Here is a 23869-nt window from a genome sequence, read left to right on the forward strand (position 1 = left end):
TCCCCGGTCCCGAGGACGTCCCATATTCGCACGCTCCACCACAGGTGACGCCATTCCCGGCACAGTCGCGTGCACGTCACGCTCCGTTTCTCGCGCCCGCCACTATCACACGGATCGGGGAGATTCGGTGATCACAGGTGTATGACGTCCGATCAGGGGCGATCATCAGTGCCTGCACATCACACCGACTTGTGGCGCGTCACGGGGGAAGCGGAACAGTGGATCGTGCGAGGGAACATACGACACACACGGAACCCAGGGAACAGCCGGCATCGCGGCACGGAGGCCGACACCCCTGTTCCGGCCGCTCCGCGACGGACGCGACCGCCCTCGAACTCCTGGTCCACGGCGTCGGCGGCACCACCCCCGAACGCATGCTCGACGATCCGCGCACGGTCCGCGTCACCGGCGACGACACGGCCGCGGTCTTCCGGCGCATCGACGACGCCGACGCGGAGAAACGTCCCGCCGACTACCGCGGCAAGCCCGTCCCCGAGGCCTACGTCTGGTGCAACCTCACCTCCGGGAACAGCTCTCGGGCCCTGTGGCTGTTGCTGCTGCCGTTCATGGTCGTCAACCTCGCGCACTGGATGCGCCCCAGCACGCGCGGCCGCCGCCGCACGGTACGCCTCTACGGGCTCCTCGTCCGGCTGGCCGGCCTGACCCTGACCGTGCTGCTCGTCGCGGCGGCCTGTGAGGTCGCGCTCGACCTGACCGCCTGGCAGTGCGCCGGCGCACGCGCGTGCGCGGACGCGCACACCTGGCTCGGCTTCCTCTCTCCCGCCGTCTCGGGCGACGGCTGGTGGAGTCAGCCCGGCCGCCGCCTCGCCGTGGCGGCCGTGGTGCCCGCCGCGCTGACCGGCCTGCTGTGGTACCTCTCGCACCGCACCTGGAGCGCGTACGAGTCCCAGCGCCCCATGGACCGCGACGACGGCCGCGCAGAGGAAGAGGAACCGGCCCCGGACTCACCCGAGGGCGACGGCAGGACCCACATCGCACCCGACGTCGGGCAAAAGGCAGGCGCCACAGCCGATGTCCAGGAGACGGCCCGCGTCGCACCCGACGTCGAGGACACGGCCCGCGTCGCGCTCGGCCGACCCGGCTTCTGGTACGGGCGCCGTCTCGTCGCCAGGCTGCGCGCCGCCCACGCGGCGGCCGGGTTCCTCACCGTCGCGGCGGCCGTCGGCACCTCGGCGGCCCGCCACGACCGCCGAGCGGGCGGACCGGCCCTCCTGGAGCTCCTGGGCTGGCTGCTGAACTCGGCACTCGTGCTGCTGGCGGTGAGCGTGGTCTGGGTGGTCTGCCGCCGAGGCCGCAGCGAGCGGCGCCTCGACAAGGAACTCGACGAGAACCTGGTCCGCCGCCTCCCGGCCTGCTCGATCGCCGTGCTCGTCCTCGCCGTGGTGTACGCCGGGTGGTCGCGCCCCGGCTGGAGGTCGACGGGGCGACTGCCGGGCGACCTGGCCTTCGGAGGGATCACCCTGGTGCAGGGCTTCCTCGTGGTCGCGCTCGGTGTGGTCGCCCACACCCTCCACCGCTCCCGCCCCGACCCGCGCACCGCCATGTACGGCCTGGCCGGCCCCGCCGTCGCGATGCTCGCCTGTGCCCTCGGCGGCGTGATGTCCGCCGGTGTCGCCCAGCGGGTGGCCGACTGGCTGGGCGGCACGCAGGACGCCCTCTCCGGCCCGCCCGTCCTCCTGACCTGGCAGGCCTCCGTCATCCCGCCACTCCTCCTGGTCCTCCTCGCCCTCCTGGGCTGGCTGACCCACCGCACCTGGGTCCTGCGCGAGGCGGAGACGGCGGCGGTGGAGCGCGAGTACGGCCTGCTGCGAGAACCGCCGCAGGAGCAGCACGAGCCGCAGAAGTCCCCGGCACCCGGAGCTTCCGGTCCGGCGGCGAACGGGGAGCACGAGGCACAGGACGCCGGTCGCACCCGTCGTATCGCGCGGACCCGCGCCGTGGCGGCCCTCACCGACCGGGCGCCCCGTGTCGTCGCCGTCACCTCCACCGTGACCCTGCTGCTCGGCGCGGCGGCCCTCACCGGTGCCCTGGTGACGGGCGAGACACCGGCGGGGGCCGCGCACGGCTCGTACGACGTCGTCGCGGGCGCCGCCGAGACCGCGCAGGCGCTGGGGTCCTGGCTGATCGGCGTGGGCTTCCTGCTGTTCGTCACCTGGGGACGCCGGGCCTACAAGGACGCCTCCGCGCGGCGCACGATCGGCATCCTCTGGGACGTGGGCACCTTCTGGCCCCGCGCCGCACACCCGTTCGCACCGCCCTGCTACGCCGAGCGGGCCGTACCCGACCTGACCTGGCGCATGGCCACCTGGACCCGCTCCACCGGGGGCCGGCTCGTCATCTCCGGCCACTCCCAGGGCAGCGTCCTCGCGGCGGCCGCCGCATGGCAGCTCACCCCGTCGGTGCGCCGACGCGTCGCGCTGCTCACCTACGGATCACCGCTGGAGCGGCTGTACGGGCGCTGGTTCCCGGCCCACTTCGGCCCGGAGTCGCTCGCCGCCCTGCACCGCGAGGTCGACTGCTGGCGCAACCTGTACCGCCGCACCGACCCCATCGGCGGCCCCGTGCGGCTGACGAGCCGGCACGGACCGCAGGTCGACGCCGAGCCCTTCACGGACCCGCTCGCCTACGGCCGCACCGGCGCCCACCCGCTGCCCGCCCCGATCCTCGGCCACTCCGACTACCAGGCCGACCCGGCCTTCGTGGCCGAACGCAAGCACCTGCTGGACAGGCTCGGCACCGACCTGCCGGGCCCACGAACCTCGCCCTAGTCGCCGCAGCTGACATCCCGCGAGGGACGCTCGCCCGTGGTCAGGAACGCGGTCACGGCACGGTTGCCGCAGGCGTTGCCCGTACCCAGGTAGACGCCGTGACCGCCCCGCTCGACCGTGACGAGCCGCGCCCGGTCACCGAAGGCCGTACGCATCCGCAGCGCGCCGACGTACGGGGTCGCCGGGTCCCGCCGGTTCTGGATCATCAGGATGTTGGACGGGCCCCGGTCGGTGAGCCGGGTGGGCTTGTCGGCGGGGGCGTCCTTCCAGAAGGCGCAGGGGAAGATGTTCCCCGGCAGCCCGGCCGTGAGCGGGTACCGCGCCCGGTTCGCGGCCACCGCCCGCTCGTACCCGGCCACCGACTTCGGCCAGCGCACATCGTTGCAGACCACGGCCATCGTGACGGCGGCGTCCTCGTCACTCAGCGGTCCGGCGACCTCCGGCGGCAGCACCGGGGTCGCCCCCGGCGTCAGAGCCGCCCGCATCAGCCCCGCCAGGCGGGGAAAGGAGGCGTCGTTGTAGAGGGAGTCGTACATGACCTGCCGCAGCACGTTGCCGGTGAGCGGCACACCGGGTGTCGTCGACTCCCTCGGGGCGCGGTCCAGCGCCGCCGCCAGGGAGAGGAACAGCGGCCGGATCTCCTCGGTCCGCGCGGCGAGCCGCAGGCCCTCCGCGTCCCGGGCCGGATCGGCGGCCCAGGCCGCGAAGTCGGGGAAGCGGTCCTCCGTGCCGACGGCCATGTTCGCCACCCAGGCCCTCTCGACGAGGCGGGGATCGGGGTCGTCGTTGCTGTCCAGCACCCAACGGTCCGTGTGTTCCGGGTACTTCTGCGCGTACACGGCGCCCGCATAGGACCCGTACGAGACGCCGTACGCCGACAGTTTCTCCTCGCCGAGGGCCCGGCGCAGGAGGTCGATGTCGCGTACCTCGTTGGCGGTGCTGAAGCTGCGCAGCAACGCACCGCCGTTGCGGGCGCACGACTCCGCGGTGCGGCGGGAGCGGGCGACGTTCTCCGCGATGGTGCCGTCCGGCGCGGGCCAGGGCCGCAGGGTCACCAAATGCCGGTCGGCTGCGGGCAGTTGGCAGGATGCGCGGGTGCTGGCGCCGACCCCGCGCGGGTCGAGGCTCACGATGTCGTACGTGCCGCCGAGTTCCCGGCGCAGTGCCTCGCCCTGCCGGGTGAGCCGGGCGATGCCGGAGCCGCCGGGGCCGCCGGGCAGCACCAGCAGGGTGCCCCGCCGGGCCTCGGGGCGCTCACTGGGCAGCCGGGACACGGCGAGGCTCAACCGGGGGCCGTCGGGGGCCCGGTGGTCGATCGGTACGGCCAGCTCGGCGCACTCCTGCCCGGCCGGGCCGCCGGGCTGGGCGCACGGGCGCCAGGCGAGCGACGGTGAGGACGGTGAGGCGAGGGCGGGGGTCGTGGCCGTCAGCGCGGTGCCGACGACCGAGGCGGTGAGAGCGAGGACCAGGGCGTTCCGGGTGCGAGCTGTCATGGCCCCATGCTGTCCGGGGGACCACTGCCGCCCCATCCGGCAGCCCGGTCACCCGGAGGTGGGGTTTGCCCCCGGCCCTCGGCCCGCTACCCCCCGGCCCGCGAACCCGTGCCCTACGGCAGCTCCGGCAGGTCCTCCGCGTAGAGCAACGTCAGGTCGTCCGTGCTCGGTTCGTCGACCTGGGCCACCCGGCTCGCGTGCCGCTCGACCATCGCCTCGAAGGTCTGGCGCGCGGTACGGCCGTTGCCGAAGGCCGGGCCCTTGGGGAGGGCGGTGAAGTACTTCAGCAGGGCGTCGCCCGCGCCCGGCGCCAGCCGGTACTCGTGCTCCTCGGCCTGCTGCTCCACGATCCGCAACAGCTCGTCGGGGACGTAGTCGTCGAAGGTGATGGTCCGTGAGAAGCGGGACGCCACACCGGGGTTGACGGTGAGGAAGCGCTCCATCTCGACCGTGTAGCCCGCGACGATGACCACCACCGCGTCGCGGTGGTCCTCCATCAGCTTCACCAGGGTGTCGATGGCCTCCTTGCCGAAGTCCCTGCCCGAGTCCTCCGGCGACAGCGCGTACGCCTCGTCGATGAACAGCACCCCGCCGCGGGCCCGTTCGAACGCCTCCTGGGTGCGGATCGCGGTGGAGCCGATGTGCTCGCCGACCAGGTCCACCCGGGAGACCTCGACGAGATGCCCCTTCTCCAGGACGCCGAGCGAGGCCAGGATCTCGCCGTAGAGGCGGGCCACCGTGGTCTTGCCGGTGCCGGGGGAGCCCGTGAACACCAGGTGCCGTTTGACGGATGCAGCCTTGAGACCGGCCTGCTGGCGGCGGCGGCCCACCTCGATCATGTCGGTGAGGGCGCGGACCTCGCGCTTGACGCTGTCCAGGCCGACCAGGGCGTCGAGTTCGCCGAGGACAGCCTTCGAGGTCCGCGCCGGCGCCTCGGGCGCCGTGGCGGGCACGGCGGTCGGCGGCTGCTCGGCGGGGCGCTGACCCGGGATCGAGCCCAGCACGCCGGTCGTCTGAGCGGTGGTCCGGGTGGCCGTCTCCCGCGCGACGGGGGTTCGCACGCCGGCGCTCTCGTCGCTGGTGCAGTCCTCGACCACCGGACCACCGCCGGCCGTGCCGGGGCCGCCGTCCGCGAACTCGTAACCGCCGCGTGCGCAGCGCTCCGTACGGCACTTGCGCAGCGTCGCCCGGCAGCCGTCGATGACGTGGAAGCCGTAGCCCCCGCTGCCGGTCACCCGGCAGTTGAGGAAGCTGCCCCGGCCCTCGGCGGAGACGTAGAAGCCCGCCTCGGCGGGCGAGGTCACCGTGCAGCGCTCGATGGTCGGGTCGGCGCCCTTGGTGACGATCACGCCGGTCTGGGTGCCGTCCACGGTGCAGCCGTTGAGGGTGCCGCCGCTGCCGTGGTCGCGGAACCAGGCGCCCGTGGCGGCGTCCCGGATTCGGCAGTCGTCGAGCTGCGCGGTGGCGCCGTCGCTCACCGACACCGCCGTGTTGCGCACCTGCGACAGGTCGCTGTCGACGACGTCCGCGCGGGAGCCGCGGTCCAGCACGAACAGCGCGTCCGGCACGTCGTGCACCCGGCAGGACTCCAGCACCGCCGTCGCGCCGTCGCTGACCCAGACCGCCGGGTAGTCACCGGTGCTGTCGAAGATCTCGCACTGGTTGGCGTCCACCCGGGTGCCCGGGTCCCACACCGACAGGCCGTTGCGCCCGAACTGCCGGACCGACGTACGGGTCAGGGTGAGGACCGAGCGCGAGCGGAGGTCCACCGCGTTCTCGGGGATGTCGTGGATGCGGCAGTCCGCGAGGGTGAGCACGGCGTCGGTGTCGAGGGTGACCCCGTCGGCCGTGGTCCGGTGCACATCGCAGTCGGTGAGATGGGCCGTGGCCCGCCCGGTGATCTGTACGCCGCTGCCGCGGACCTCGTAGATCTCGCAACCGACCGCCTCCAGCGCGGAGTTCTCCCCGGTCGCCGTCAGGCCGGAGCCCGAGGTGTGGTGGATGCGGCAGCGCTCCAGCCGGGGGTGTCCGCCGCCGCGCACCGCGACTCCGGCCTGGCCGGCCGCGACGACCTCGCACTCCTCGAACACGCCCCCGCCGCCGTCGACCACGGCGATGCCGATGCCGGCCGGGTTGTCGACCGTGCAGCGCCGGACCGTGGGGCGGGCGCCGCCGCGCACCTCGATACCCGCCGCGGAGCGGGTGACGATCCGCAGGTCCAGCAGCTCGGGGGTGCCGTCCTCGACGAGCAGTGCGGGCGCCGCCGCGTCCTGCCCCTCCACATGCAGGTCCTGGACGACGGCCGAGGCGGAGACGGTCAGCGGTACCCCGTCCACGGGCGCGATGCGCACCGAGCCCGGCGAACCCTCCGGGCCGCGCAGCGTGACCCCGCGCCGCACCACGAGGTTCTCCCGGTACGTGCCCGGAGCGACGATGAGCACGTCCCCGTCGCTCGCGGCCTCCAGGGCCGCCGCGAGCGACGAGTACTCACCCGTGCGGCGCCGCCACCGCGATGTACCGGTGTGCGTCACCTGGACCGTGCCCTGTGCCATGGCGTTGCTGTGCCCCCACCTCGTGGAACGCGGGTCGATGCCGAACAGTTCGGCTGGTCGGTCCACCGTAGCGTGCGCGGGCAGGGGGAGTTGACCGGAGTGGGAAGGCGGTCAGCTGCCGGCGCCCGTCCTGCCCCAGTCCGGCCCGGCCTTGTCCCATGCCTGGTCCCACCGGGTGTAGCGATGTCGGATCATGCGCCAGAGGATCAGCCGTCGGATCCCCTCGACGAGTCCCGCGGCGAGCACGGTCGAGCCGAATCCGGCCAGCACCGCGTGGGTCGTCGCGGTGGCGGTGTCCAGGGGGCGGCCCACCGTGCGGCCCTGGCCGTCCGTCCACAGCGTGAAGTGGTCGCCGGGCCGAGGGGTCTTGAGGTTCGCCATGACCGTGCCGTGCCGGGCGGTGCCGTCCGGGCCGGTCCAGTCGGCGACGACCCGGCTCTGCCGGTCCCGGGTCGTCGCGGTCTCCGGATCCGGGTCCAGAGGGGAGCCGTCGACCTTCTTGACGACCGTGGCCGTGACCCGGTGGCGACTCAGCTGCTGGTCCCGCACGGACTGCTGCAGGGCGCTCTGGGCGCTGGTGCCGACGACGGTGCCGATCAGCGGCGCGGCGACGAGGATCAGGAGGAGGGCGGCGAACGCCAGCCAGGCCTCGACCAGATCGGTCGTCCGCCGCAGCGGGTTGTGACGCCAGCGCCACAGCCCGCCGAACGCCCGTAGCCCACCGATTGCCCGCACTCGCCCCACACCCCCTTACGCGTCCGTGATAGCCCCGGGCGGAGCCGTCCACGCGCGATCCCGGTCCAGAGAGAGGGAAATCACCCTCCGGCCGGCCTTCTCATGAACTTCTCATCAAGACCCAACGGCCGGACCCGCGGCGCGTGTTCCCCGCACGAACCGAATCGTAGGCCGAATCGTAGGAGATTGAATTTTCAAGAGGGGATCGGGGGTTCTCTCAGGACCGCTCGGAACCCCTCGGGACGGAACTCGCTATTCGAGCACCCTGACCGGATCGCCCACCCGAACCGTGCCCGGGGATTCCGGGACGAGGTTCTGTCCGAAGACCAGCTTGTCGCCGAAGCGGCGGTGGCGGGCCAGGGTCCGCAGCGGCTCACGGCCGCGCTCGGCGGTGTCCTGGTCCGTGGTGGTGACCACGCACCGGCCGCACATCTTGGCGACCCGGAAGCTCACTTCGCCGATGGCGACCCGCCGCCATCCGTCCTCGGCCCAGGCGTCCGTGCCGTCGACGACGACGTTCGGCCGGAAGCGGCTCATCGGCAGCGGGCCCTCCTCGGCGTGGTCGCCCCGTGCGATCAGGTCGTTGAGCGCGTCCAGCGAGGCGAGCGTGGTGAGCAGCAGCGGATAGCCGTCGGCGAAGCTGACGGTCTCGCCGGGGCGGGCGTACTCGGGGTCGATCGGCCGGCGGGTGGCCGGGTCGTCGAGGTGCACGAGCCGGACCGGGAGGCCCAGGTAGTCACTGAACCAGGTGTGCGCCGCCACGCCGGCGGGGACGCCCTCCACCTTGTCCCGCCAGATCTCCACGGTGGCCGTGTCGGAGGGGGCGGGCACCGGGACGGTGAGGGGCTCGCGGCCGGGCGCGGACAGCAAGAGGCCGCCGCCGGACTGCTGCCCGGCGGCGGCCAACGCCATACGCGGATGCGGACGTTGAGTGATGACCTTGCCCGAGTCGTCGACCAGCACCCAACGGCGGTCGCCCGCCAGCCCCCAAGGCTCCACGACGGCCTCGTCGGGGGCGAAGCCCCGGGCCGCCTTCAGCGGGTGGACATGGATCGAGTGCAGTGACGGATTCCCCATGGGGTCATCCTGCCAGCAGGCTGTGACAACCCCACGCGAAAGGTTCCAGATGCCTCAGTACCCGCGGTACTGCTGCCCGTTGTACGGGTCCTGCTGGTACGGGGCCGCGGGGGCCGGGCGGGGGGCCGCCGGGCGCATGGCCTCGTAGCCCGCCATCGGACGTTGCTGCTGCGGCGGCTGGGCGCCCGGGTAGCCGCGCGGGCCGGCGGCCTGCTGCGGGATGTACGCGTTCGGCGCCTGCTGGAGCGGCGAAGGCTGCTGGGCCTGCGGATAACCGTAGGCGGGCTGGGAGGGACCGGCCGGCAGCGCGGGCAGCGCGGACGGGAGGGCGGGCAGGTTGCTGCCCGGCGTGTCGTACGCGGCGGGTACCCGGATCGGGGCGATCTGAGGGGTTCCCCGCTCGGCGACGAGAGAGTCGTAGATCGGGGTGTCCGCGAAGGACGAGGCGGAGTAGTAACCGCCGCCGTAGGTGGAGCGGGGGGAGGTCATGGCACATAAGTTAAGCCCACGATGTGCTGGTTGGGGAGACCGATAAGAGGGTTGTTTTCCGTGTCGGCAGTGACGCCGGATCCCCAATGCGAGCGAACTCGGCGAAAAAGGGCAGCAAAGCGCGTTCTGATCGTGTAATGGGCGAGTTACCGGCGGTTGACCAAGGATCTTTCGGTGCGGGTCCTGGGGCATCCGGGCCCCGGGGGAATAGGTTGGGCCGACAACGGATCCGGCCGGATCCGACGGACTGCGTGGGACGCGGCCTGGTGACGACCTTCTGGATGACCATCTGATGGGGGCGGACATGTCAATGCCGAAAGGATCGAACACCGCGGTGCCGACGACCGCGCTGCGCGTGGAGCTGGGCTGGCGTTCCGGACCGGGCGTCCCCGACGCGGACGCCTCGGCGTTGTTGCTGGTCGGCGGAAAAGTGCGCTCGGACGCCGACTTCGTCTTCTACAACCAGCCCGCGCACTCCTCCGGCGCGGTCCGGCACGAGGGCAAGCGCGACGCCGGGGGACAGGTGACCGACGCGCTCCTCGTCGACCTCGCGCGCGTGGAGCCCGCCATCGAAACCATGGTGCTGGTCGCCTCGGCGGACGGCGGCACCTTCGGACAGGTGCCCGGACTGCACATCCGCGTGCTCGACGAGCGGGCGGGCACCGAGGTGGCCCGCTACGACAGCGCGGACGCCGGCGTCGAAACCGCTTTCGTCCTCGGGGAGTTCTACCGCCGCCAGGGCGCCTGGAAGTTCCGCGCCGTCGGCCAGGGCTACAGCACCGGGCTCGAAGGCCTCGCCACCGACTACGGCATCACGGTGGACGAGCCCCAGCAGGCGGCGGCACCGACGCCCGCTCCCGCCCCGGTCGCCCCGCCCGCGCCCGTCGCTCCCGTCGCCCCTCCCGTCACCGTGCCGCCGCCGGTCACGACCGCCCCGCCCCCGCCTCCCGCCCCGCCCGTGGCGCCCCCGGCCCCGGTCCGGCTGACCAAGGTGACGCTCACCAAGGAAGCCCCGGCGGTCTCCCTGACCAAACAGGGCGGCACATCCGGCGCCATGCGTGTGAACCTCAACTGGGAGGTGCGCAAGCAGTTCAAGGGATGGGGCAGCAAGCTGGGCCGGGCCGTCGCCATGCACGCGGACCTCGACCTCGACCTGTGCGCCCTGTTCGAACTCTCCGACGGCAGCAAGGGCGTCGTCCAGTCACTCGGCAACGCCTTCGGCTCCCTGCACCAGCCGCCCTTCATCCACCTCGACGGCGACGACCGCACCGGTGCCGTCAGCAGCGGCGAGAACCTCACCGTCAACCTCGACCACAAGCAGTACTTCCGGCGCATCCTCATCTTCGTGACCATCTACGAGGGCGCCCGCTCGTTCGCCGACCTGCACGCCACGGTCACCCTCCAGCCTCAGCACGGAGCACCCATCGACTTCTCGCTCGACGAGTGCACGGTCCCCTCCACCGTCTGTGCCCTCGCCCTCATCACCAACCAGGGCGGCGACCTCATCGTCCAGCGCGAGGCCCGCTACCTCGTCCCCGAGCGCGGGGTGAGCCCGCAGCGCACGGTCGACTACGCCTACGGGTGGGGCATGAACTGGACACCGGGCCGGAAGTAACCGCGCATGCGAGGAAAGGGTTCCGCACCCGAGGCAGGTCCCGGTGCAGACCTCTAACCCTCGTCCGGCACCGGCTCGGGGCGGGCGTAGGTGCGGCCCTTCCAGGCCGCGCCGCGCCCCCGGTGGTGCCGCACCGCCGAGTCGACCGTCATCAGCAGGTACAGGAACGCGGTGAACGGCAGCAGGAGGGCGAGGCTCGGCGGCTGCCCGTAGTGACGGATCATCGGCACGTACGTCACCGTCATCACCAGCCAGGCGAGCCCGCCGGGCAGCGCCGCCGCCGGGTCCGCCGTGACCAGGCCCGTCACGAGCGCGACCGGCGGGACGAGATAGACCAGGGCCAGGCCGAGGACCGTCCCCGCGAGCAGCAGCGGACTGTGCAGCAGCTGGGCGTAGGCGCTGCGCGCCACCATGTGCCACAGGTCGCGCAGCCGTGGGTAGGGCCGCACGCTCTCCACACGCTCCGCCAGCCCGAGCCAGATGTGGCCGCCGCTCCTCTTGACCGCGGCGGCCAGCGCCACGTCGTCGATGACGGACTGCCGGATCGCGTCCGGGATCCGCGCCCGCCCGGCGGCCTCGGCGCTCAGCAGCACACAGCCGCCCGCCGCTGCCGCCGTGCGCGAACCCGGTACACCGATCCGCCGGAACGGATAGAGCTGGGCGAAGAAGTACACGAAGGCCGGAACGACGAGTTTCTCCCACACGCTCTCGGTACGCAGCCGGGCCATCTGGGACACCAGGTCGAACCCGCCGGTCCGTGCGGCCGCCACCAGCGCGCGCAGGCTGTCCGGGCGATGCGCGATGTCCGCGTCCGTCAGCAGCAGGAACTCGGGTTCCCGCGCGCGTGTCAGCGCGATGCCGTGGCGTACGGCCCAGAGCTTGCCCGTCCAGCCCGCCGGCGGCTCCCCGGGCGAGGACACGGTCAGGGGCAGGCCGCCGAACCGGCGGGAAAGCTCACGGGCCAGCTCACCGGTCCCGTCCGAACTGCCGTCGTCGACCAGGAAGACCTCCGCCCGGCCCGGATAGTCCTGACCCAGCAGCGAGGGCAGGCTCTCGGGCAGGACGGCGGCCTCGTCACGGGCGGGGACGACGACACAGACACTTGGCCATTCGCCGGGGTCCCGGCGGGGTGGCAGGCGCACATCCGTGCGCCAGAAGAAACCCTGGCCGAGCAGCAGCCACAGCCAGGCGGCGAGTGATCCGACGGCGGTCCACGCGATGGCGCTCACGCCCGCAGTCTGCCCCACGGCAGCGGCCGTACCGAGGCCATCGTCTATCGTGGCCGGGTGAAGATCGCGCTCATGGACTCCGGTATCGGTCTGCTGCCCGCCGCCGCTGCGGTACGGCGGCTACGGCCCGACGCGGACCTCGTGATCTCCTCGGACCCCGACGGCATGCCCTGGGGACCGCGCACTCCCCAGGACCTGACCGAGCGCGCGCTCGCCGTCGCCGAGGCGGCCGCAGCCCACCGGCCCGACGCACTGATCGTCGGCTGCAACACCGCCTCCGTGCACGCCCTGCCCGCCCTGCGCGCCCTCCTCGAACCCGGTCTGCCGGTGATCGGCACCGTCCCGGCGATCAAGCCGGCCGCGTCCGGCGGCGGCCCCTTCACCATCTGGGCGACACCCGCCACCACCGGCAGCCCCTACCAGCGCGGCCTCATCGAGGAGTTCGCCGACGGCGTCCCGGTCACCGAGGTGCCCTGCTGGGGACTGGCGGAAGCGGTGGAGCACGCCGACGACGCGGCGATCGACGCCGCCATCGCCGCGGCGGCCGCGCTGACGCCCACCGATGTGACGACCGTCGTCCTCGGCTGCACCCACTACGAGCTGGTCGCCGAACGCATCCGCGCGGCCGTCCAGCAGCCCGGCCTCCCGCCCCTCGTCCTGCACGGCTCCGCCGGCGCCGTGGCCGCGCAGGCGCTGCGCCGCATCGGTGAACTGCCCAAGCCCGAGGCCGACTGGACCGGGTCGACGCTGACCGTCATCCTCAGTGGACGCGAGGGCTCGCTGCCCGCCCCCGCGCTGGCCTACGAGGAGGGCCGACTCCTCGGGACCGCCGGCGCGACGACGGCTGTCATCGCCGAGCGGTAACGCTCCGCGACCAGGTGCCCGCGCAGCGGAACCTGAGTACTCTCAAGGCCATGAGGGACCACCCCCACGGCGAGCCGGGCACCCCCGAAGGCCCGCACCCCGAGGTCTGGACCGGCCGCGCGACCAACCGCGGCCAGTGGCTGCTGGCACTCGGCGGCGCCGCCTGCATGGCACTGGGCATCGAACTCGCGGTCGACTCCGCGTGGGCGTCCGGTGTCGCTCCGCTCGTCATGTCCGTCGTCGGCTGCATCGCGGCCGGGCTGCTCGTCCTCTTCGGCACGCTCGCCTTCGTGCACGTCTCCGTGAAGGTCGACGAGGACTGCCTGGAGGTCCGCTGCGGTCACATCGGTGTGCCGCGCCGTCGCATCCCCCTGTCCCAGGTCGCCGACGCCGCCTTCGCCCCCTGCGTCACGCCCCACCAATGGGGCGGCTGGGGCTACCGCTGGCGGCCCGAGAAGGGCACCGCCGTCGTCGTACGACGTGGCGAGGCCGTGGTGCTGAGCCTCTGGGACGGTCGCACGTTCACGATCACCGTGGACAACGCGGAGACGGCCGTGGACGTCATCCGCGCCCGGCTCACCCCCCAGGCGTCCGACGCCGCGCACTGACGCCGTTTACGTCCGCCGGTCGCACAGAGTCTGTCGTGCCTGGCGTCGTGAGGCAGGCGGGAAGGTGACGACAACCCCTAACGGCCGTCGAGGTCCGGCGTCCCCGCCGTCTCCCCGTCCGGCAGGGGCCGGGCCGTCGCCATGCCCGCGAGCAGGCCCGCTCCCGCCGTCACCGTGGTGAAGCTCAGCGCGTTGCCCACGGCGGCGATCGCGGCCACCGCCGTCAGAGCGGCGCCCGCCGTGAGCACCACCGGCGTGGAGCGCGGGGTCCGCCACAGGACGTACAGAACCCAGCCGAACACGGCGGCGAGCAGCGCCACACCGACGATCCCCTGCTCGGCGGCCAGCTGAAACAGCGCCGAATGGGGCCGGTCGTCGGTCGACAGCGACTCGGCGACCGTCGGGCTGAGCTCGCCGAAGCGGCCCGGTCCCGCGCCGAGCAGCGCGTCGTCGTGGACGAGGACGAGCGCGTCGTGCCACAGCAGGATCCGGTGCGGCGTGAGCTGGCCCTCCAGCGAGTCGGTCAGCCCGGCCGGCAGGGCGTTCTCGGCGACGGCCCAGACCGTCGCCGTGACCAGGGCCGTGGCGAGGGCGAGGCCCACGAGCCCCGGGCCCCGGCGCATCCGGGCCGCCGCGAGCGAACACAGCAGCACCCCGGCGCACGCGGCGAAACCGGTCGTCGAGCCGAGCACCGCCGCGGTCACCGCGATCCCGCAGGCCAGCAGCCGCAGCGTCAGCCTCAGGCCGGGCGACCGGGTCGCCCAGGCGGCACAGCAGGCGGCACCCGCCGCCAGGACCAGCAGCGCGGCGGTCGCCCCGGTGTGCCCGAGCGGTGAGACCAGCGGCGAGCCCGTCATGGTGTGCGGGTCGGTGACCGCCAGACCGAGGCCGGCCAGCGCGCCCGCGGACGGTGCCACCACCGGCAGCAGGGCCCCGCAGATCCGGCCCGCGGCATAACCGGCCGCCACGGCGAGCACCGCCAGCAGCACACCCTCAGGACGGCCGCCCCGCGCCGCCGCGGTGATCAAGGACCAGGCGGCGCACGCCCCGAGCAGCAGCACTCCCGTGACATCGGAGACGTTCCGTCTCTCGTGCGAGGCCGACGCTCCGGCCGCGGACTCCGTCCCCGTGGACCCCAACGTGTCGCCCCCCGACTGTGCCGGGCCTCGACCGCCCGGACCGCATCCGGCCGCACGTCAGAGGCTCGCGCACACCGTAACGGGTGATGCGCCGGTTTGTGGACGAGTTATGCAGGAACGATGCGGCCGGCGGGCGACAAATGCCGCACCCGGGACGTGCGGACCGCGCTGTCGGCGCCGGGGTGACGCGCCGTACACTCCCCGAGTGACCGTCACCGCCACTCCCGTAGACGAGCCGGAGCAGCTCGAACCCCAGGCCACGCCCGTCTCCCGGGTGTCCCGATGGGTCGGCCGGCTCCTTCCGGCCGTCGTCGCGGCCCTCTCCGGGGTATTGCTCTACGTCAGCTTCCCGCCCCGCACCCTGTGGTGGCTCGCCCTGCCGGCCTTCGCCGGCTTCGGCTGGGTGCTGCGCGGACGCGGCTGGAAGGCGGGCCTCGGTCTCGGCTACCTGTTCGGTCTGGGGTTCCTGCTGCCGCTGCTGGTGTGGACCGGCGTGGAGGTCGGCCCCGGTCCGTGGCTCGCGCTCGTTGCCATCGAGGCGGTGTTCGTGGCGCTCGTCGGCGCGGGCGTCGCCGTCGTCTCGAAGCTGCCCGGCGGGCCCGTGTGGGCCGCCGCCCTGTGGATCGCGGGTGAGGCGGCACGCGCGCGTGCCCCGTTCAACGGATTTCCCTGGGGCAAGATCGCCTTCGGCCAGGCGGACGGCGTCTTCCTGCCGTTGGCCGCGCTCGGCGGCACACCGGTCATGGGGTTCGCGGTCGTCCTGTGCGGGTTCGGCCTTTACGAGGTGGTGCGCCTGGTCGTGGAGAACCGGCGCACCGGCGAGGCCGTACGCCGGGGCACCGCCGCCGTGGCGGCGCTCTCCGTGGCCGTACCCCTGGTGGGCGCCTTCGCCTCCCGCGCGCTGGTGAGCGACAAGGCGGAGGACGGCACCGCGACCGTCGCGGTCATCCAGGGCAATGTCCCGCGCCTGGGGCTCGACTTCAACGCCCAGCGACGGGCCGTCCTCGACTACCACGCCCGGGAGACCGAGCGGCTGGCCGCCGAGGTCAAGGCCGGCAAGGTCGCCCGGCCCGACTTCGTGCTCTGGCCGGAGAACTCCTCCGACATCGACCCCTTCGCCAACGCCGACGCCCGCACGGTGATCGAGGATGCGGCCACTGCCATCGGCGCCCCGATCTCCGTCGGCGGGGTCGTGGAGCGGGACGGCAGGCTCTACAACGAACAGATCCTGTGGGACCCCGAGAAGGGTCCCGTCGACACCTACGACAAGCGGCAGATCCAGCCGTTCGGCGAGTACCTGCCGCTGCGGTCGCTGATCGGCGCCATCAACAGCGAGTGGACGTCCATGGTCCGTCAGGACTTCAGCCGGGGCACGAAGCCCGGCGTGTTCACCATGGACGGTGCCGAGGTCGGTCTCGTGACCTGCTACGAGGCGGCCTTCGACTGGGCCGTGCGCTCCGAGGTCACCGACGGCGCGCAGCTGATCTCGGTGCCGAGCAACAACGCCACCTTCGACCGCAGCGAGATGACCTACCAGCAGCTCGCCATGTCCCGCGTCCGCGCCGTGGAGCACAGCCGCACCGTCACCGTCCCGGTGACCAGCGGGGTCAGCGCGATCATCATGCCGGACGGGCGGATCACGCAGAGGACGGGCATGTTCGTCCCGGACTCCCTGGTGCAGAAGGTCCCGCTGCGGTCCTCGCAGACGCCCGCCACCCGTGTCGGCATCGCGCCCGAGATGCTTCTGGTGCTGGTCGCGGCGGGTGGACTCGGCTGGGCGATCGGGGCCGGTGTGCGCGGGAGGCGCGCCGGTGGCGTGTAGCCGTACGCCTCGCGTGCGCGTGGTGGATGCGGCGGGGTGAGGGGACGGGCCCGTTAGGGTCGGCTCCATGGCTACCCCTGATTTCATCCGCACACTCCGTGCTTCCGCCGGCAACCAGCTCCTCTGGCTCCCCGGAGTCACCGCCCTCGTCTTCGACGACGAGGGCAGAGTGCTGCTGGGCCGCCGGTCCGACACCGGCAGGTGGGCGCTGATCGGCGGCATCCCGGACCCGGGGGAGCAGCCGGCGGCCTGTGCCGTGCGGGAGGTCCACGAGGAGACCGCGGTGCGGTGCGTGGCCGAACGGGTCGTTCTCGTACAGGCGCTGGAACCGGTGCGGTACGACAACGGGGACGTCTGTCAGTACATGGACATCACGTTCTCCTGCCGTGCCGTGGGCGGGGAGGCGCGGGTCAACGACGACGAGTCCCTGGACGTCGGCTGGTTCTCGTTGGACGCCCTGCCGCCGGATCTGTGCGAGTTCGCGTTGTTCCGCATCAAGCAGGCCATGTCCGACACGGCCACGTGGTTCGACCCAACCGTCTGAGACCGCGCGGGACGCCGGGGCCTGGTCCGTCCGCGTGGTGCGCGCGCTCGCCGCGCGGGCGTGCGCCCGGGCACCGGCCCCGACCGTCCCTTCCTTCGGTGGCGTTGGCACGGTCGAACGACGGCTCCCGGAACGGGCCGCGACTACCGGGTCCGCACGGATGCGGGCGACCGGGTCCTCGAGATCCTCATTCCCGCGACGGATCCGGCGGCGCTGGGCGCCCGGGACGTCAGTGGCGCCCTGGAGCCGCAGCGCTCGCACACGGCGTCACGTCGATCACCATCGCGTCGGCGGACTCCTCGACGTCCGCCGGCAGCCGCCCGCCGATCGCCGTCATGTCGGCCGCCCGCTCCAGGAAGTGGACCTGGAACCCGGCCCGCGCGGCGAGGCGAACTGGCCGACCTCGGGCACGAGGACCGCGTCCGTCAGAGTCTCGGCCGACGTCCGACGCTGTTCCAGGCTCAGACGCCCCTGTGCGGTGTTCACGGTGATGACGGTCATGACCGCCCTTCTGTAGCGATCGTTATAGAAGCCGCCGTACACAGCTCTATGGCGACTGTTCTCATCCGTCGCCGTGGCGGAAGGGGGACGTTCTCGCTGGTCATGGCGCGCGGTAAGGTGCGCCTAAGTGGACGGTTGTCCATGAAGGTGAGGGGACGGTGAGTCGTGTCGAGAGGCGAGGTGCCGCAGCGGTCGGACGCGCAGCGCAACCGTGAGCGCATTCTGGAGGTGGCACTCGCCGAGCTGTCGCGCTCCCCTGACGTCCCCCTCAGTGCGATCGCCAAGAAGGCGGGTGTCGGACAGGGCACCCTCTACCGGCACTTCCCCGACCGCGAGGCGCTCGTCCTGGAGATCCACCGCCAGGAGGTACAGCAACTGGCCGACAGCGCAGCCGAGTTGCTGCGGACCCGGGAACCCGACCGGGCCCTGCGGGAATGGATGGACGGCCTCGCCCGGTACGCCATGGCCAAGGCCGGCCTGGCGGACGCGCTCAGGCGGGCCGCCGCCGTGACGGGTGGTGCGGCGAAACCGGGCTATCCGCTCTTCGTCGCCGCGATCGATCGTCTGCTGGCCGCCAACCACGAGGCCGGTACCATCCGCCCCGGCGTGACCACGGACGACTTCGTCCTCGCCATCGCGGGCGTCTGGCAGATGGACCCCGCGGGCGATTGGCGCCCTCGGGCCGACCGCCTCTTCGACCTGGTCATGCGCGGCCTGCGCACGGGGGCGCCGGGCCGGGGCTGAGAGTTGCGGCCCCGAGCGGTGAGAAAGGCCTCGACGGCGCGCTCCGCCCGGCCGAGGGTGATCGCACGGGGGCCGCAGAGCCAGGACTTCGGTGAGGGGCAGGGCGAGACGTGCCTGCTCACCCGGTGAGTGCGTCCAGGAGCAGGTCCGCGCCGAACGGTACGGTCAGGGCCCGGGGCGCCAGGTCGGCGGGGGCCTCGGGACGGTCGGGCTTCCGTCGTCCGTGGCGTCGTCCGTGGCGTCGTTCTGGGCGGTCATCTGTGGGGTCCTTTCGAGCGTCCTCCCAACGTAGGGCGGGGACCGGCCGGGGCCCGGGTCGGTTCGGGACCGATGATGGTCGGAATCCGACAGCCGCTGCCCTCTCGCCTGCCACTCCGCCGCCCCCTCGCCCGCCGCCCCGCCGCCCCGCCGCCCCGGCGGTCCCCTTCGGCCGTGTCACTCGTTGTGCAGCACCTGCGCGATCGTCAGCCGGGCCGCACGGCGTGCAGGGACGTACGCGCCCATGACGGCGATCACGACGCCCGCGACGGCGAGCGCGGCCAGGGCCGGGGCGTTCCAGACGTCCGTCATGTACGACGGCAGGGTGAGGTCCACGGCGTCCGCCATACGCGGAACGACCACCTGGTGGCCCGCCATGCCGAGCGGTATGCCCAGGAGCGAGCCGAGGGCGCCGAGCAGCGCCATCGAGGCCACTGTCATCACCGTGACCTGGCGCGGTGTCATCCCGATGGACTTGAGCATGCCGAGGTCGCGGCGGCGGTCGCGGGTGTTGAGGACGACGGTGTTGAAGACACCGAGCGACGCGACGGCGGCGAGCAGGAGGGTGAGCGCGGTGGCAGAGCCGATGATGGTCCGCGTGACGGAGTCGGCGCCGGTCGCGGACGGGCTGAGCCCCGGATCGGCCGCCGCGGCGGCACGGGCGTAGGCGCCCGCGTCGGCCCCGTCGCGGAGCTTGACGTGGTAGGCGATGGGATTCTCCGCCGGGGCCACGGTCCGCATGGTCGCCCAGTCCGCCACCACGACACGCGCGTTGGTCTCCATGTACTCGCCGACGACGACCACGTCCGCGTCGCGATCGCCCTTCTCCATCCGGAACCGGTCGCCGACGTCCAGACCGTGACCGCGCAGGAAGGCGGAGCCCGCCACCACCTCACCGGTGCCCCGGAGCCACCGGCCCTTGGTGAGCACGCTGCCCATCGGGGGATTGTCGCCGCGGCGGGCTTCCAGCCAGAGCTTCTCCGTGGAACCCGCCAGCCGGACCTCGGTGTTCGCCCGGGCGGTGACCTCACGCGCGTCCGGCAGCGAACGCAGCAGGGAGTGCAGGGCGAGGTCGTCGTGGACCGGCCTGATCTCCTTGCCGTCGTGATACTTCCCCACGTAGACCGTGACCTGGTAGGCGTCACGGCCCGCATTGCCGAACCGGTCCATCGTCGTGGCCAGGCCGGTCGCGAACGTCACGGTGGTCACGCCGAGGACCACGGCGGCGAGCGTGAGGGCGCTGCGCCCCGGCCGGGCGAACGGCAGCCCCATCCCGAGGCTCACCGAGCGCGGCAGCCGGCTGCCCGCCAACCGGCGCTGCACACCGAGCGCCCGGCCGGCGCGCGGCGCGCTGCCCGCGCTGATCGCCCGCGCGGCGGAGAGCCGGTGGGCGCGCACCGAGGGCGCTAGCGCGGCGAGGAGGCACACGGCCGGCATGCCGGCCAGGGCGAGGACGTTCACCCAGGGGGCGAGCGAGACACTGTTGTGGAACACCCCCGCGTCCGGACCCGTGAACGCGAACTGGAGCAGGGGCCGTGCCGCCAGATTGCCGGCGACCGTCCCGAGGACACAGCCCAGCACCGCCGGGACGGAGATCATCACCAGATAGACGGCCACCACCTGCCCCGGGGTGAACCCCAGCGCCTTGAGGATGCCGATGTGCCGGAAACCGGAGATCACCGCGCCGCTGACGACGTTGGCGACGATGAGCACGGCCACCGCGACGCCGAGGACTCCGAAGGCCAGCAGATAGGGCGCGTACGCCCGCGCCGCACTGCCTATCTGGTCCTTGAGGGTGAGGTAGGACCGTGAGCCTGCCAGTGCACCCGTCGGCAACTCCTCGGTCACCGCGTTCAGTTGGCTGCCGAGCCGACGGTCCGACGAGGCGTCGTCGAAGCGGAACAGCATTTGCGTGGCCGTCGGGTGCAGGGCCTCGATCTGCCCGGGGGAGACCCAGGCGTCGGCGGTGAGGCTCAGATCGAAGGCGAAGCCGACGATCGTGAGCGTGGGTCCGGAAGGCAACCGGAGCCTCTTGCCCAGGTCGTCCTCCGTCCAGCCCGACTGCCGGTTGAGGACGACCTCGCCGGGCCCGGTGGCCCAGCGGCCCGCCCACAGGTCCAGCCGGTCCACCGGGCCGCCGGGGCCGGACCGGCCCACGACGGTCAGCTCGCTGCCGAGGCCGTAGCCCATGGCCTCCCGCGGCAGCTCGACGGTGGCCTGCGCGAAGGGGCCGGCGGTCGCCGCGACTCCGGGCTGCCGGGCCGCCCGTCTCAGTTGACCGTCCGAGACCTTCGCGGCATCGAACGCCGCGACCACGTGCGGCCCGCGCTGCGCGCCGAAGGCCTTGTCGAACGGGGACGAGGCCGCGTCGACGAGACCGAGTGCCACCACGATCGCTGCCGTCGAGGTCAGGGTGACCAGCCCGATCACCAGTGTCTGGAGCCTGCGCCGCCGTACCGCCGCGCGCGCGGCCCGCCACACGGCCCTCATACGGACGGCTCCAGGGTGTGCTCGCCGCGCACGCGGCCGTCGGCGAACTCGACGAGACGGCTGGCGCAGCGCCGCGCGAGACGCTCGTCGTGCGTCACCAGGATCAGCGTCTGGCCGATCTGGTTGAGGTCGAGCAGCAGGTCCATCACCTGCTCGCCGGCACGGCTGTCCAGCGCGCCGGTCGGTTCGTCGGCCAGCAGCAGGGCCGGCCGGTTCATCAACGCCCGTGCCACCGCCACCCGTTGCCGCTCACCGCCGCTGAGCACCGCCGGGTAGGCGTTGCGCCGGTCGGCGATGCCGAGTTCGTCGAACAGCTCCAGAGCGCGGCGGCGGGCCTGCCGGGCCGGGGTACCGGTCAACTGGGCGGCCAGGGCCACGTTGTCGAGGGCCGACAGATCGTCGATCAGGTTGAAGAACTGGAAGATCATGCCGATGCGGCGCCGCCGGTACAGGGCGAGCCCCTTCTCGGTCAGTTCCCCCACGCTCTCACCGTGCACCACCACCGTGCCGCCCGTCGGACGGTCCAGGCCCGCGATCATGTTCAGCAGCGTCGACTTGCCGCACCCCGAGGGGCCCATCACCGCGACCGCCTCACCGGCCCGGATCTCCAGTGACACCCCGTCCAGCGCCGTCGTCTCCCCGTACTCCTTGCGCACACCGTCGAGTCGTACGACGGCCTCCGCGCTGCTGTTCTCGTTCTTCTCGGTGACCATGCACCGGACGCTAGGCGAGCGGCGCCGCCGGGACATCCCTCCTCGGACGGCACCGTGGCCCGTGCCTCATCCCGCAGATGCAGGGGACCGCATCCCGGGGCGGATGCGCGGCGGCGGGCAGGTCTGCGAAGGTGAACCCCATGCGGGAGTGGGGGACGAACGGACCGTTGGTCGCGCTGGGGGTGGTGGCAGCGGTCGCGGTGTGGCTGGCGGTGGCTCTGCTGCGCACCCGGCGCCGTTGGCGGAAGACCATCGGGGAGCGTGGCTGGTTGCTCGAACGGGAGCGGGAGAGCGCCGCGCGGGCCGCGGTCGCGGCCGAACGGGACCGTATCGCCCGGGAGTTGCACGACATCGTCAGCCACAACGTCAGCCTGATGGTGGTTCAGGCGAGCGCGGCCCGCGAGGTGTTGGACACCATGCCGGACGAGGCGGCGGCGGCTCTGCTGGCCGTCGAGGACGCGGGGCGCGGGGCGATGACCGACCTACGGCATCTGCTGGGCCTGCTGGCGCCCTCGCAGGACGGCGAGGACCCGGAGGAGGGGACGGCCGCGCGAGGGGACGCGGTCCGGGAGGCGGACCTGGCGGGGGGTGCGGGCATGGCCGGGGGTGCGGACATCGCCGGGGCCGACCGTGGGGCGGGGGAGGGAACACGGCGGGTGGTGTGCCTGGAGCGGGCGGAGGGAGCGGCGCGGGCGGAGGTGTCGGAGCTGGCGCCCCAACCCGGACTCGACCGGCTGGGGTCGCTCGTCGACCGGATCTCGTTCGCCGGTCTGCCCGTCGAGGTACGGATCTCCGGTGAACCGCGTCCGTTGCCACAGGGCATCGACGTGACGGCGTACCGGATCGTCCAGGAGGCGCTCACCAACGCGCTCCGACACGGTGACGGCGGAAAGGCCGAGGTCACCGTGCGCTATGCCGACCGTGCGCTGCGCGTGGAGGTGCTGAACAGCGGCCCCAGCGTGCTGACCGGCGGCACCCCCTCCCCACCGCGTCCCGCACGGCCCGCCCCGCGCCATCCGAGCGGTACCGGGCGCGGGCTGCTGGGCCTGCGCGAGCGCGTCGCGGTGTACGGCGGCGACCTGGACGCCCGACGTCGCCTCGGCGGTGGCTACCGGGTCCGCGCCCGCATCCCCCTGGACCGGCCATGACACCGGCGGAGGAGCCGGTGACGAGGCCGGTGGAGAGGCCGGTGGAGAAGCCGGTTGAGAGGCCGGTTGAGACGTCGGCCGGGACGTCGGCCGGGATGTCGGCCGGGACCGAAGCGGTGGCGCCGCGGGTGCTCGTGGTCGACGACCAGACGTTGATCCGGACCGGGTTCCGGCTGATCCTCACCGCCCGGGGCATCGAGGTGGTGGGCGAGGCCGCCGACGGCGCGGAAGCGGTGGCGATGGCCCGCGAACTGGAACCGGACGTCGTGCTGATGGACATCCGGATGCCGATCATGGACGGCCTGGAGGCCACCCGGCGCATCCTCGCCGCGAACCCGGAGTGCCGAGTGCTCATGCTCACCACCTTCGACCTCGACCGCTACGTCTACGCGGCCCTGTCGATCGGCGCCAGCGGTTTCCTCCTGAAGGACGTCACACCGCGGCATCTCTCGGCGGCCGTACGCCTGGTCGACACCGGCGACGCGCTGCTGGCCCCCTCGATCACCCGACGCCTGGTGGAACGCTTCGCCGCGGAAGCCGCCGAAACGCCCGCGGTCCCCGCGGACCTCCAGGTCCTGACCCCGCGCGAACTGGAGGTCCTGACTCTCCTCGGGCGCGGTCTGTCCAACACGGAACTCGCGGCCGAACTCACCCTGAGCGAGGCCACCGTGAAGTCGCACGTGGCCCGCATCTTCGCCAAGCTGCAGCTGCGCGACCGCGCCCAGGCCGTCGTGATCGCCTATGAGAAGGGGCTGGTCAGAGCCAGGGAGCCCTGAGGGGCGAGGGCGCCGCGCCACGGGCCGACCCCCGTGGGCTCGTCCGACGAGCGCCGCCGACGCCGTGCTCGGTCCGGTGGCCGCCCTCGTCCCCACCGCCGGGACCGGTTGTTTCGTCGCCCAGGAGTTTCGTCCACGTCTCCGCCGACCGGACACGGCGCGAACCTCTGAGGGGATGACGGCCCACCGGGGCCGCCGGGCGCCGGGGCCCCGGTGGGCCCGAGGTTCCGGCGCCCCGGTGGGCCGAGGGCCCGGAGCGGTGCGATGGCGCTCGGCCGTGTTC

19 protein-coding genes are annotated in these 23869 nt (G+C 73.0%); 9 read left to right on the forward strand and 10 right to left on the reverse strand.

The features are described from left to right. Positions 1 to 218 precede the first annotated feature (218 nt). On the forward strand, positions 219 to 2789 hold the full coding sequence (locus GWK25_RS21030) for a hypothetical protein (protein ID WP_215452082.1): 2571 nt from the start codon (positions 219 to 221) through the stop codon (positions 2787 to 2789). On the opposite strand, the gene GWK25_RS21035 is transcribed toward GWK25_RS21030, so the two are convergent. The 5 genes from GWK25_RS21035 to GWK25_RS21055 all read right to left on the reverse strand — a co-directional run bounded on the left by GWK25_RS21035 (position 2786) and on the right by GWK25_RS21055 (position 9135). Continuing rightward, the gene (locus tag GWK25_RS21035; protein WP_215452083.1) at positions 2786 to 4282 is read right to left on the reverse strand and encodes an alpha/beta hydrolase; all 1497 of its coding nucleotides are present in this window, start codon (positions 4280 to 4282) and stop codon (positions 2786 to 2788) included. The two genes, GWK25_RS21030 and GWK25_RS21035, sit on opposite strands and share 4 nt — an antisense overlap. 113 nt (positions 4283 to 4395) lie before the next feature. Next, entirely contained in the window at positions 4396 to 6834 is a 2439-nt protein-coding gene (locus GWK25_RS21040; RefSeq protein ID WP_215452084.1) for a right-handed parallel beta-helix repeat-containing protein, read from the reverse strand. A gap of 111 nt (positions 6835 to 6945) precedes the next feature. Beyond that, positions 6946 to 7569, reverse strand: a complete 624-nt coding sequence (locus GWK25_RS21045) for a hypothetical protein (RefSeq protein ID WP_215452085.1) — start codon at positions 7567 to 7569, stop codon at positions 6946 to 6948. 252 nt (positions 7570 to 7821) lie between these two features. Beyond that, complete coding sequence (locus GWK25_RS21050; protein WP_215452086.1) at positions 7822 to 8646, reverse strand: MOSC domain-containing protein; 825 nt, start codon at positions 8644 to 8646, stop codon at positions 7822 to 7824. Between the two features lie 54 nt (positions 8647 to 8700). Next, complete coding sequence (locus GWK25_RS21055) at positions 8701 to 9135, reverse strand: DUF6643 family protein (protein ID WP_215452087.1); 435 nt, start codon at positions 9133 to 9135, stop codon at positions 8701 to 8703. A gap of 304 nt (positions 9136 to 9439) precedes the next feature. Between GWK25_RS21055 and GWK25_RS21060 the strand changes: the two genes are divergently transcribed. Beyond that, on the forward strand, positions 9440 to 10750 hold the full coding sequence (locus GWK25_RS21060) for a TerD family protein (RefSeq protein WP_215452088.1): 1311 nt from the start codon (positions 9440 to 9442) through the stop codon (positions 10748 to 10750). A gap of 53 nt (positions 10751 to 10803) precedes the next feature. On the opposite strand, the gene GWK25_RS21065 is transcribed toward GWK25_RS21060, so the two are convergent. Next, positions 10804 to 11997 carry a glycosyltransferase gene (locus tag GWK25_RS21065; protein ID WP_215452089.1) on the reverse strand — a complete coding sequence of 398 codons (1194 nt, stop codon included), beginning with the start codon at positions 11995 to 11997 and terminating at the stop codon, positions 10804 to 10806. Positions 11998 to 12036: 39 nt separating this feature from the next. Between GWK25_RS21065 and GWK25_RS21070 the strand changes: the two genes are divergently transcribed. Both GWK25_RS21070 and GWK25_RS21075 read left to right on the forward strand, forming a co-directional pair. Beyond that, positions 12037 to 12843, forward strand: a complete 807-nt coding sequence (locus GWK25_RS21070) for a glutamate racemase (protein WP_215452090.1) — start codon at positions 12037 to 12039, stop codon at positions 12841 to 12843. A gap of 50 nt (positions 12844 to 12893) precedes the next feature. Next, complete coding sequence (locus tag GWK25_RS21075) at positions 12894 to 13451, forward strand: hypothetical protein (RefSeq protein WP_215452091.1); 558 nt, start codon at positions 12894 to 12896, stop codon at positions 13449 to 13451. Positions 13452 to 13528: 77 nt separating this feature from the next. Here GWK25_RS21075 and GWK25_RS21080 read toward each other — a convergent pair whose 3' ends face one another. After that, positions 13529 to 14512, reverse strand: a complete 984-nt coding sequence (locus tag GWK25_RS21080) for an O-antigen ligase (RefSeq protein WP_215457483.1) — start codon at positions 14510 to 14512, stop codon at positions 13529 to 13531. A gap of 283 nt (positions 14513 to 14795) precedes the next feature. On the opposite strand from GWK25_RS21080, the gene lnt reads away from it, so the two are divergent. After that, complete coding sequence (gene lnt, locus GWK25_RS21085; protein WP_215452092.1) at positions 14796 to 16412, forward strand: apolipoprotein N-acyltransferase; 1617 nt, start codon at positions 14796 to 14798, stop codon at positions 16410 to 16412. Between the two features lie 67 nt (positions 16413 to 16479). Then, entirely contained in the window at positions 16480 to 16956 is a 477-nt protein-coding gene (locus GWK25_RS21090; RefSeq protein WP_215452093.1) for an NUDIX domain-containing protein, read from the forward strand. Between the two features lie 333 nt (positions 16957 to 17289). On the opposite strand, the gene GWK25_RS21095 is transcribed toward GWK25_RS21090, so the two are convergent. Then, the gene (locus GWK25_RS21095; protein ID WP_251828963.1) at positions 17290 to 17457 is read right to left on the reverse strand and encodes a hypothetical protein; all 168 of its coding nucleotides are present in this window, start codon (positions 17455 to 17457) and stop codon (positions 17290 to 17292) included. A gap of 165 nt (positions 17458 to 17622) precedes the next feature. Here GWK25_RS21095 and GWK25_RS21100 point away from each other — a divergent pair, with 165 nt between their 5' ends. Then, a complete protein-coding gene (locus GWK25_RS21100) occupies positions 17623 to 18201 on the forward strand; it encodes a TetR/AcrR family transcriptional regulator (protein ID WP_215452094.1) in 579 nt (192 codons plus the stop codon). Positions 18202 to 18636: 435 nt separating this feature from the next. Here the strand turns inward: GWK25_RS21100 and GWK25_RS21105 are convergent, their stop codons facing one another. Together GWK25_RS21105 and GWK25_RS21110 are read right to left on the reverse strand one after the other, a co-directional pair. Then, positions 18637 to 20949: an FtsX-like permease family protein gene (locus GWK25_RS21105; RefSeq protein WP_215452095.1), complete on the reverse strand. Its 2313-nt coding sequence runs from the start codon at positions 20947 to 20949 to the stop codon at positions 18637 to 18639. Beyond that, positions 20946 to 21662 (reverse strand): ABC transporter ATP-binding protein, encoded by a 717-nt coding sequence (locus GWK25_RS21110; protein WP_215452096.1) that lies wholly within the window; start codon positions 21660 to 21662, stop codon positions 20946 to 20948. Before GWK25_RS21110 ends, GWK25_RS21105 begins: the two co-directional genes overlap by 4 nt. Positions 21663 to 21802: 140 nt before the next feature. Between GWK25_RS21110 and GWK25_RS21115 the strand changes: the two genes are divergently transcribed. Both GWK25_RS21115 and GWK25_RS21120 read left to right on the forward strand, forming a co-directional pair. Beyond that, positions 21803 to 22810 (forward strand): sensor histidine kinase, encoded by a 1008-nt coding sequence (locus GWK25_RS21115; RefSeq protein WP_215452097.1) that lies wholly within the window; start codon positions 21803 to 21805, stop codon positions 22808 to 22810. 95 nt (positions 22811 to 22905) lie between these two features. Beyond that, positions 22906 to 23586: a response regulator transcription factor gene (locus GWK25_RS21120; protein ID WP_215457484.1), complete on the forward strand. Its 681-nt coding sequence runs from the start codon at positions 22906 to 22908 to the stop codon at positions 23584 to 23586. Positions 23587 to 23869 lie beyond the last annotated feature (283 nt).

The organism is Streptomyces sp. ATCC 21386 (assembly GCF_018728545.1).
Classification (GTDB): Bacteria; Actinomycetota; Actinomycetes; order Streptomycetales; family Streptomycetaceae; genus Streptomyces.

Coding starts and splice junctions, on each gene's coding strand:
- GWK25_RS21090 (WP_215452093.1), top strand. CDS start 16,480: ATGGCTACCCCTGATTTCATCCGCACACTCCGTGCTTCCGCCGGCAAC.
- GWK25_RS21105 (WP_215452095.1), bottom strand. CDS start 20,949: ATGAGGGCCGTGTGGCGGGCCGCGCGCGCGGCGGTACGGCGGCGCAGG.
- GWK25_RS21115 (WP_215452097.1), top strand. CDS start 21,803: ATGCGGGAGTGGGGGACGAACGGACCGTTGGTCGCGCTGGGGGTGGTG.
- GWK25_RS21055 (WP_215452087.1), bottom strand. CDS start 9,135: ATGACCTCCCCCCGCTCCACCTACGGCGGCGGTTACTACTCCGCCTCG.
- GWK25_RS21095 (WP_251828963.1), bottom strand. CDS start 17,457: ATGACCGTCATCACCGTGAACACCGCACAGGGGCGTCTGAGCCTGGAA.
- GWK25_RS21075 (WP_215452091.1), top strand. CDS start 12,894: ATGAGGGACCACCCCCACGGCGAGCCGGGCACCCCCGAAGGCCCGCAC.
- GWK25_RS21060 (WP_215452088.1), top strand. CDS start 9,440: ATGTCAATGCCGAAAGGATCGAACACCGCGGTGCCGACGACCGCGCTG.
- GWK25_RS21120 (WP_215457484.1), top strand. CDS start 22,906: ATGTCGGCCGGGACCGAAGCGGTGGCGCCGCGGGTGCTCGTGGTCGAC.
- GWK25_RS21050 (WP_215452086.1), bottom strand. CDS start 8,646: ATGGGGAATCCGTCACTGCACTCGATCCATGTCCACCCGCTGAAGGCG.
- GWK25_RS21035 (WP_215452083.1), bottom strand. CDS start 4,282: ATGACAGCTCGCACCCGGAACGCCCTGGTCCTCGCTCTCACCGCCTCG.
- GWK25_RS21040 (WP_215452084.1), bottom strand. CDS start 6,834: ATGGCACAGGGCACGGTCCAGGTGACGCACACCGGTACATCGCGGTGG.
- GWK25_RS21110 (WP_215452096.1), bottom strand. CDS start 21,662: ATGGTCACCGAGAAGAACGAGAACAGCAGCGCGGAGGCCGTCGTACGA.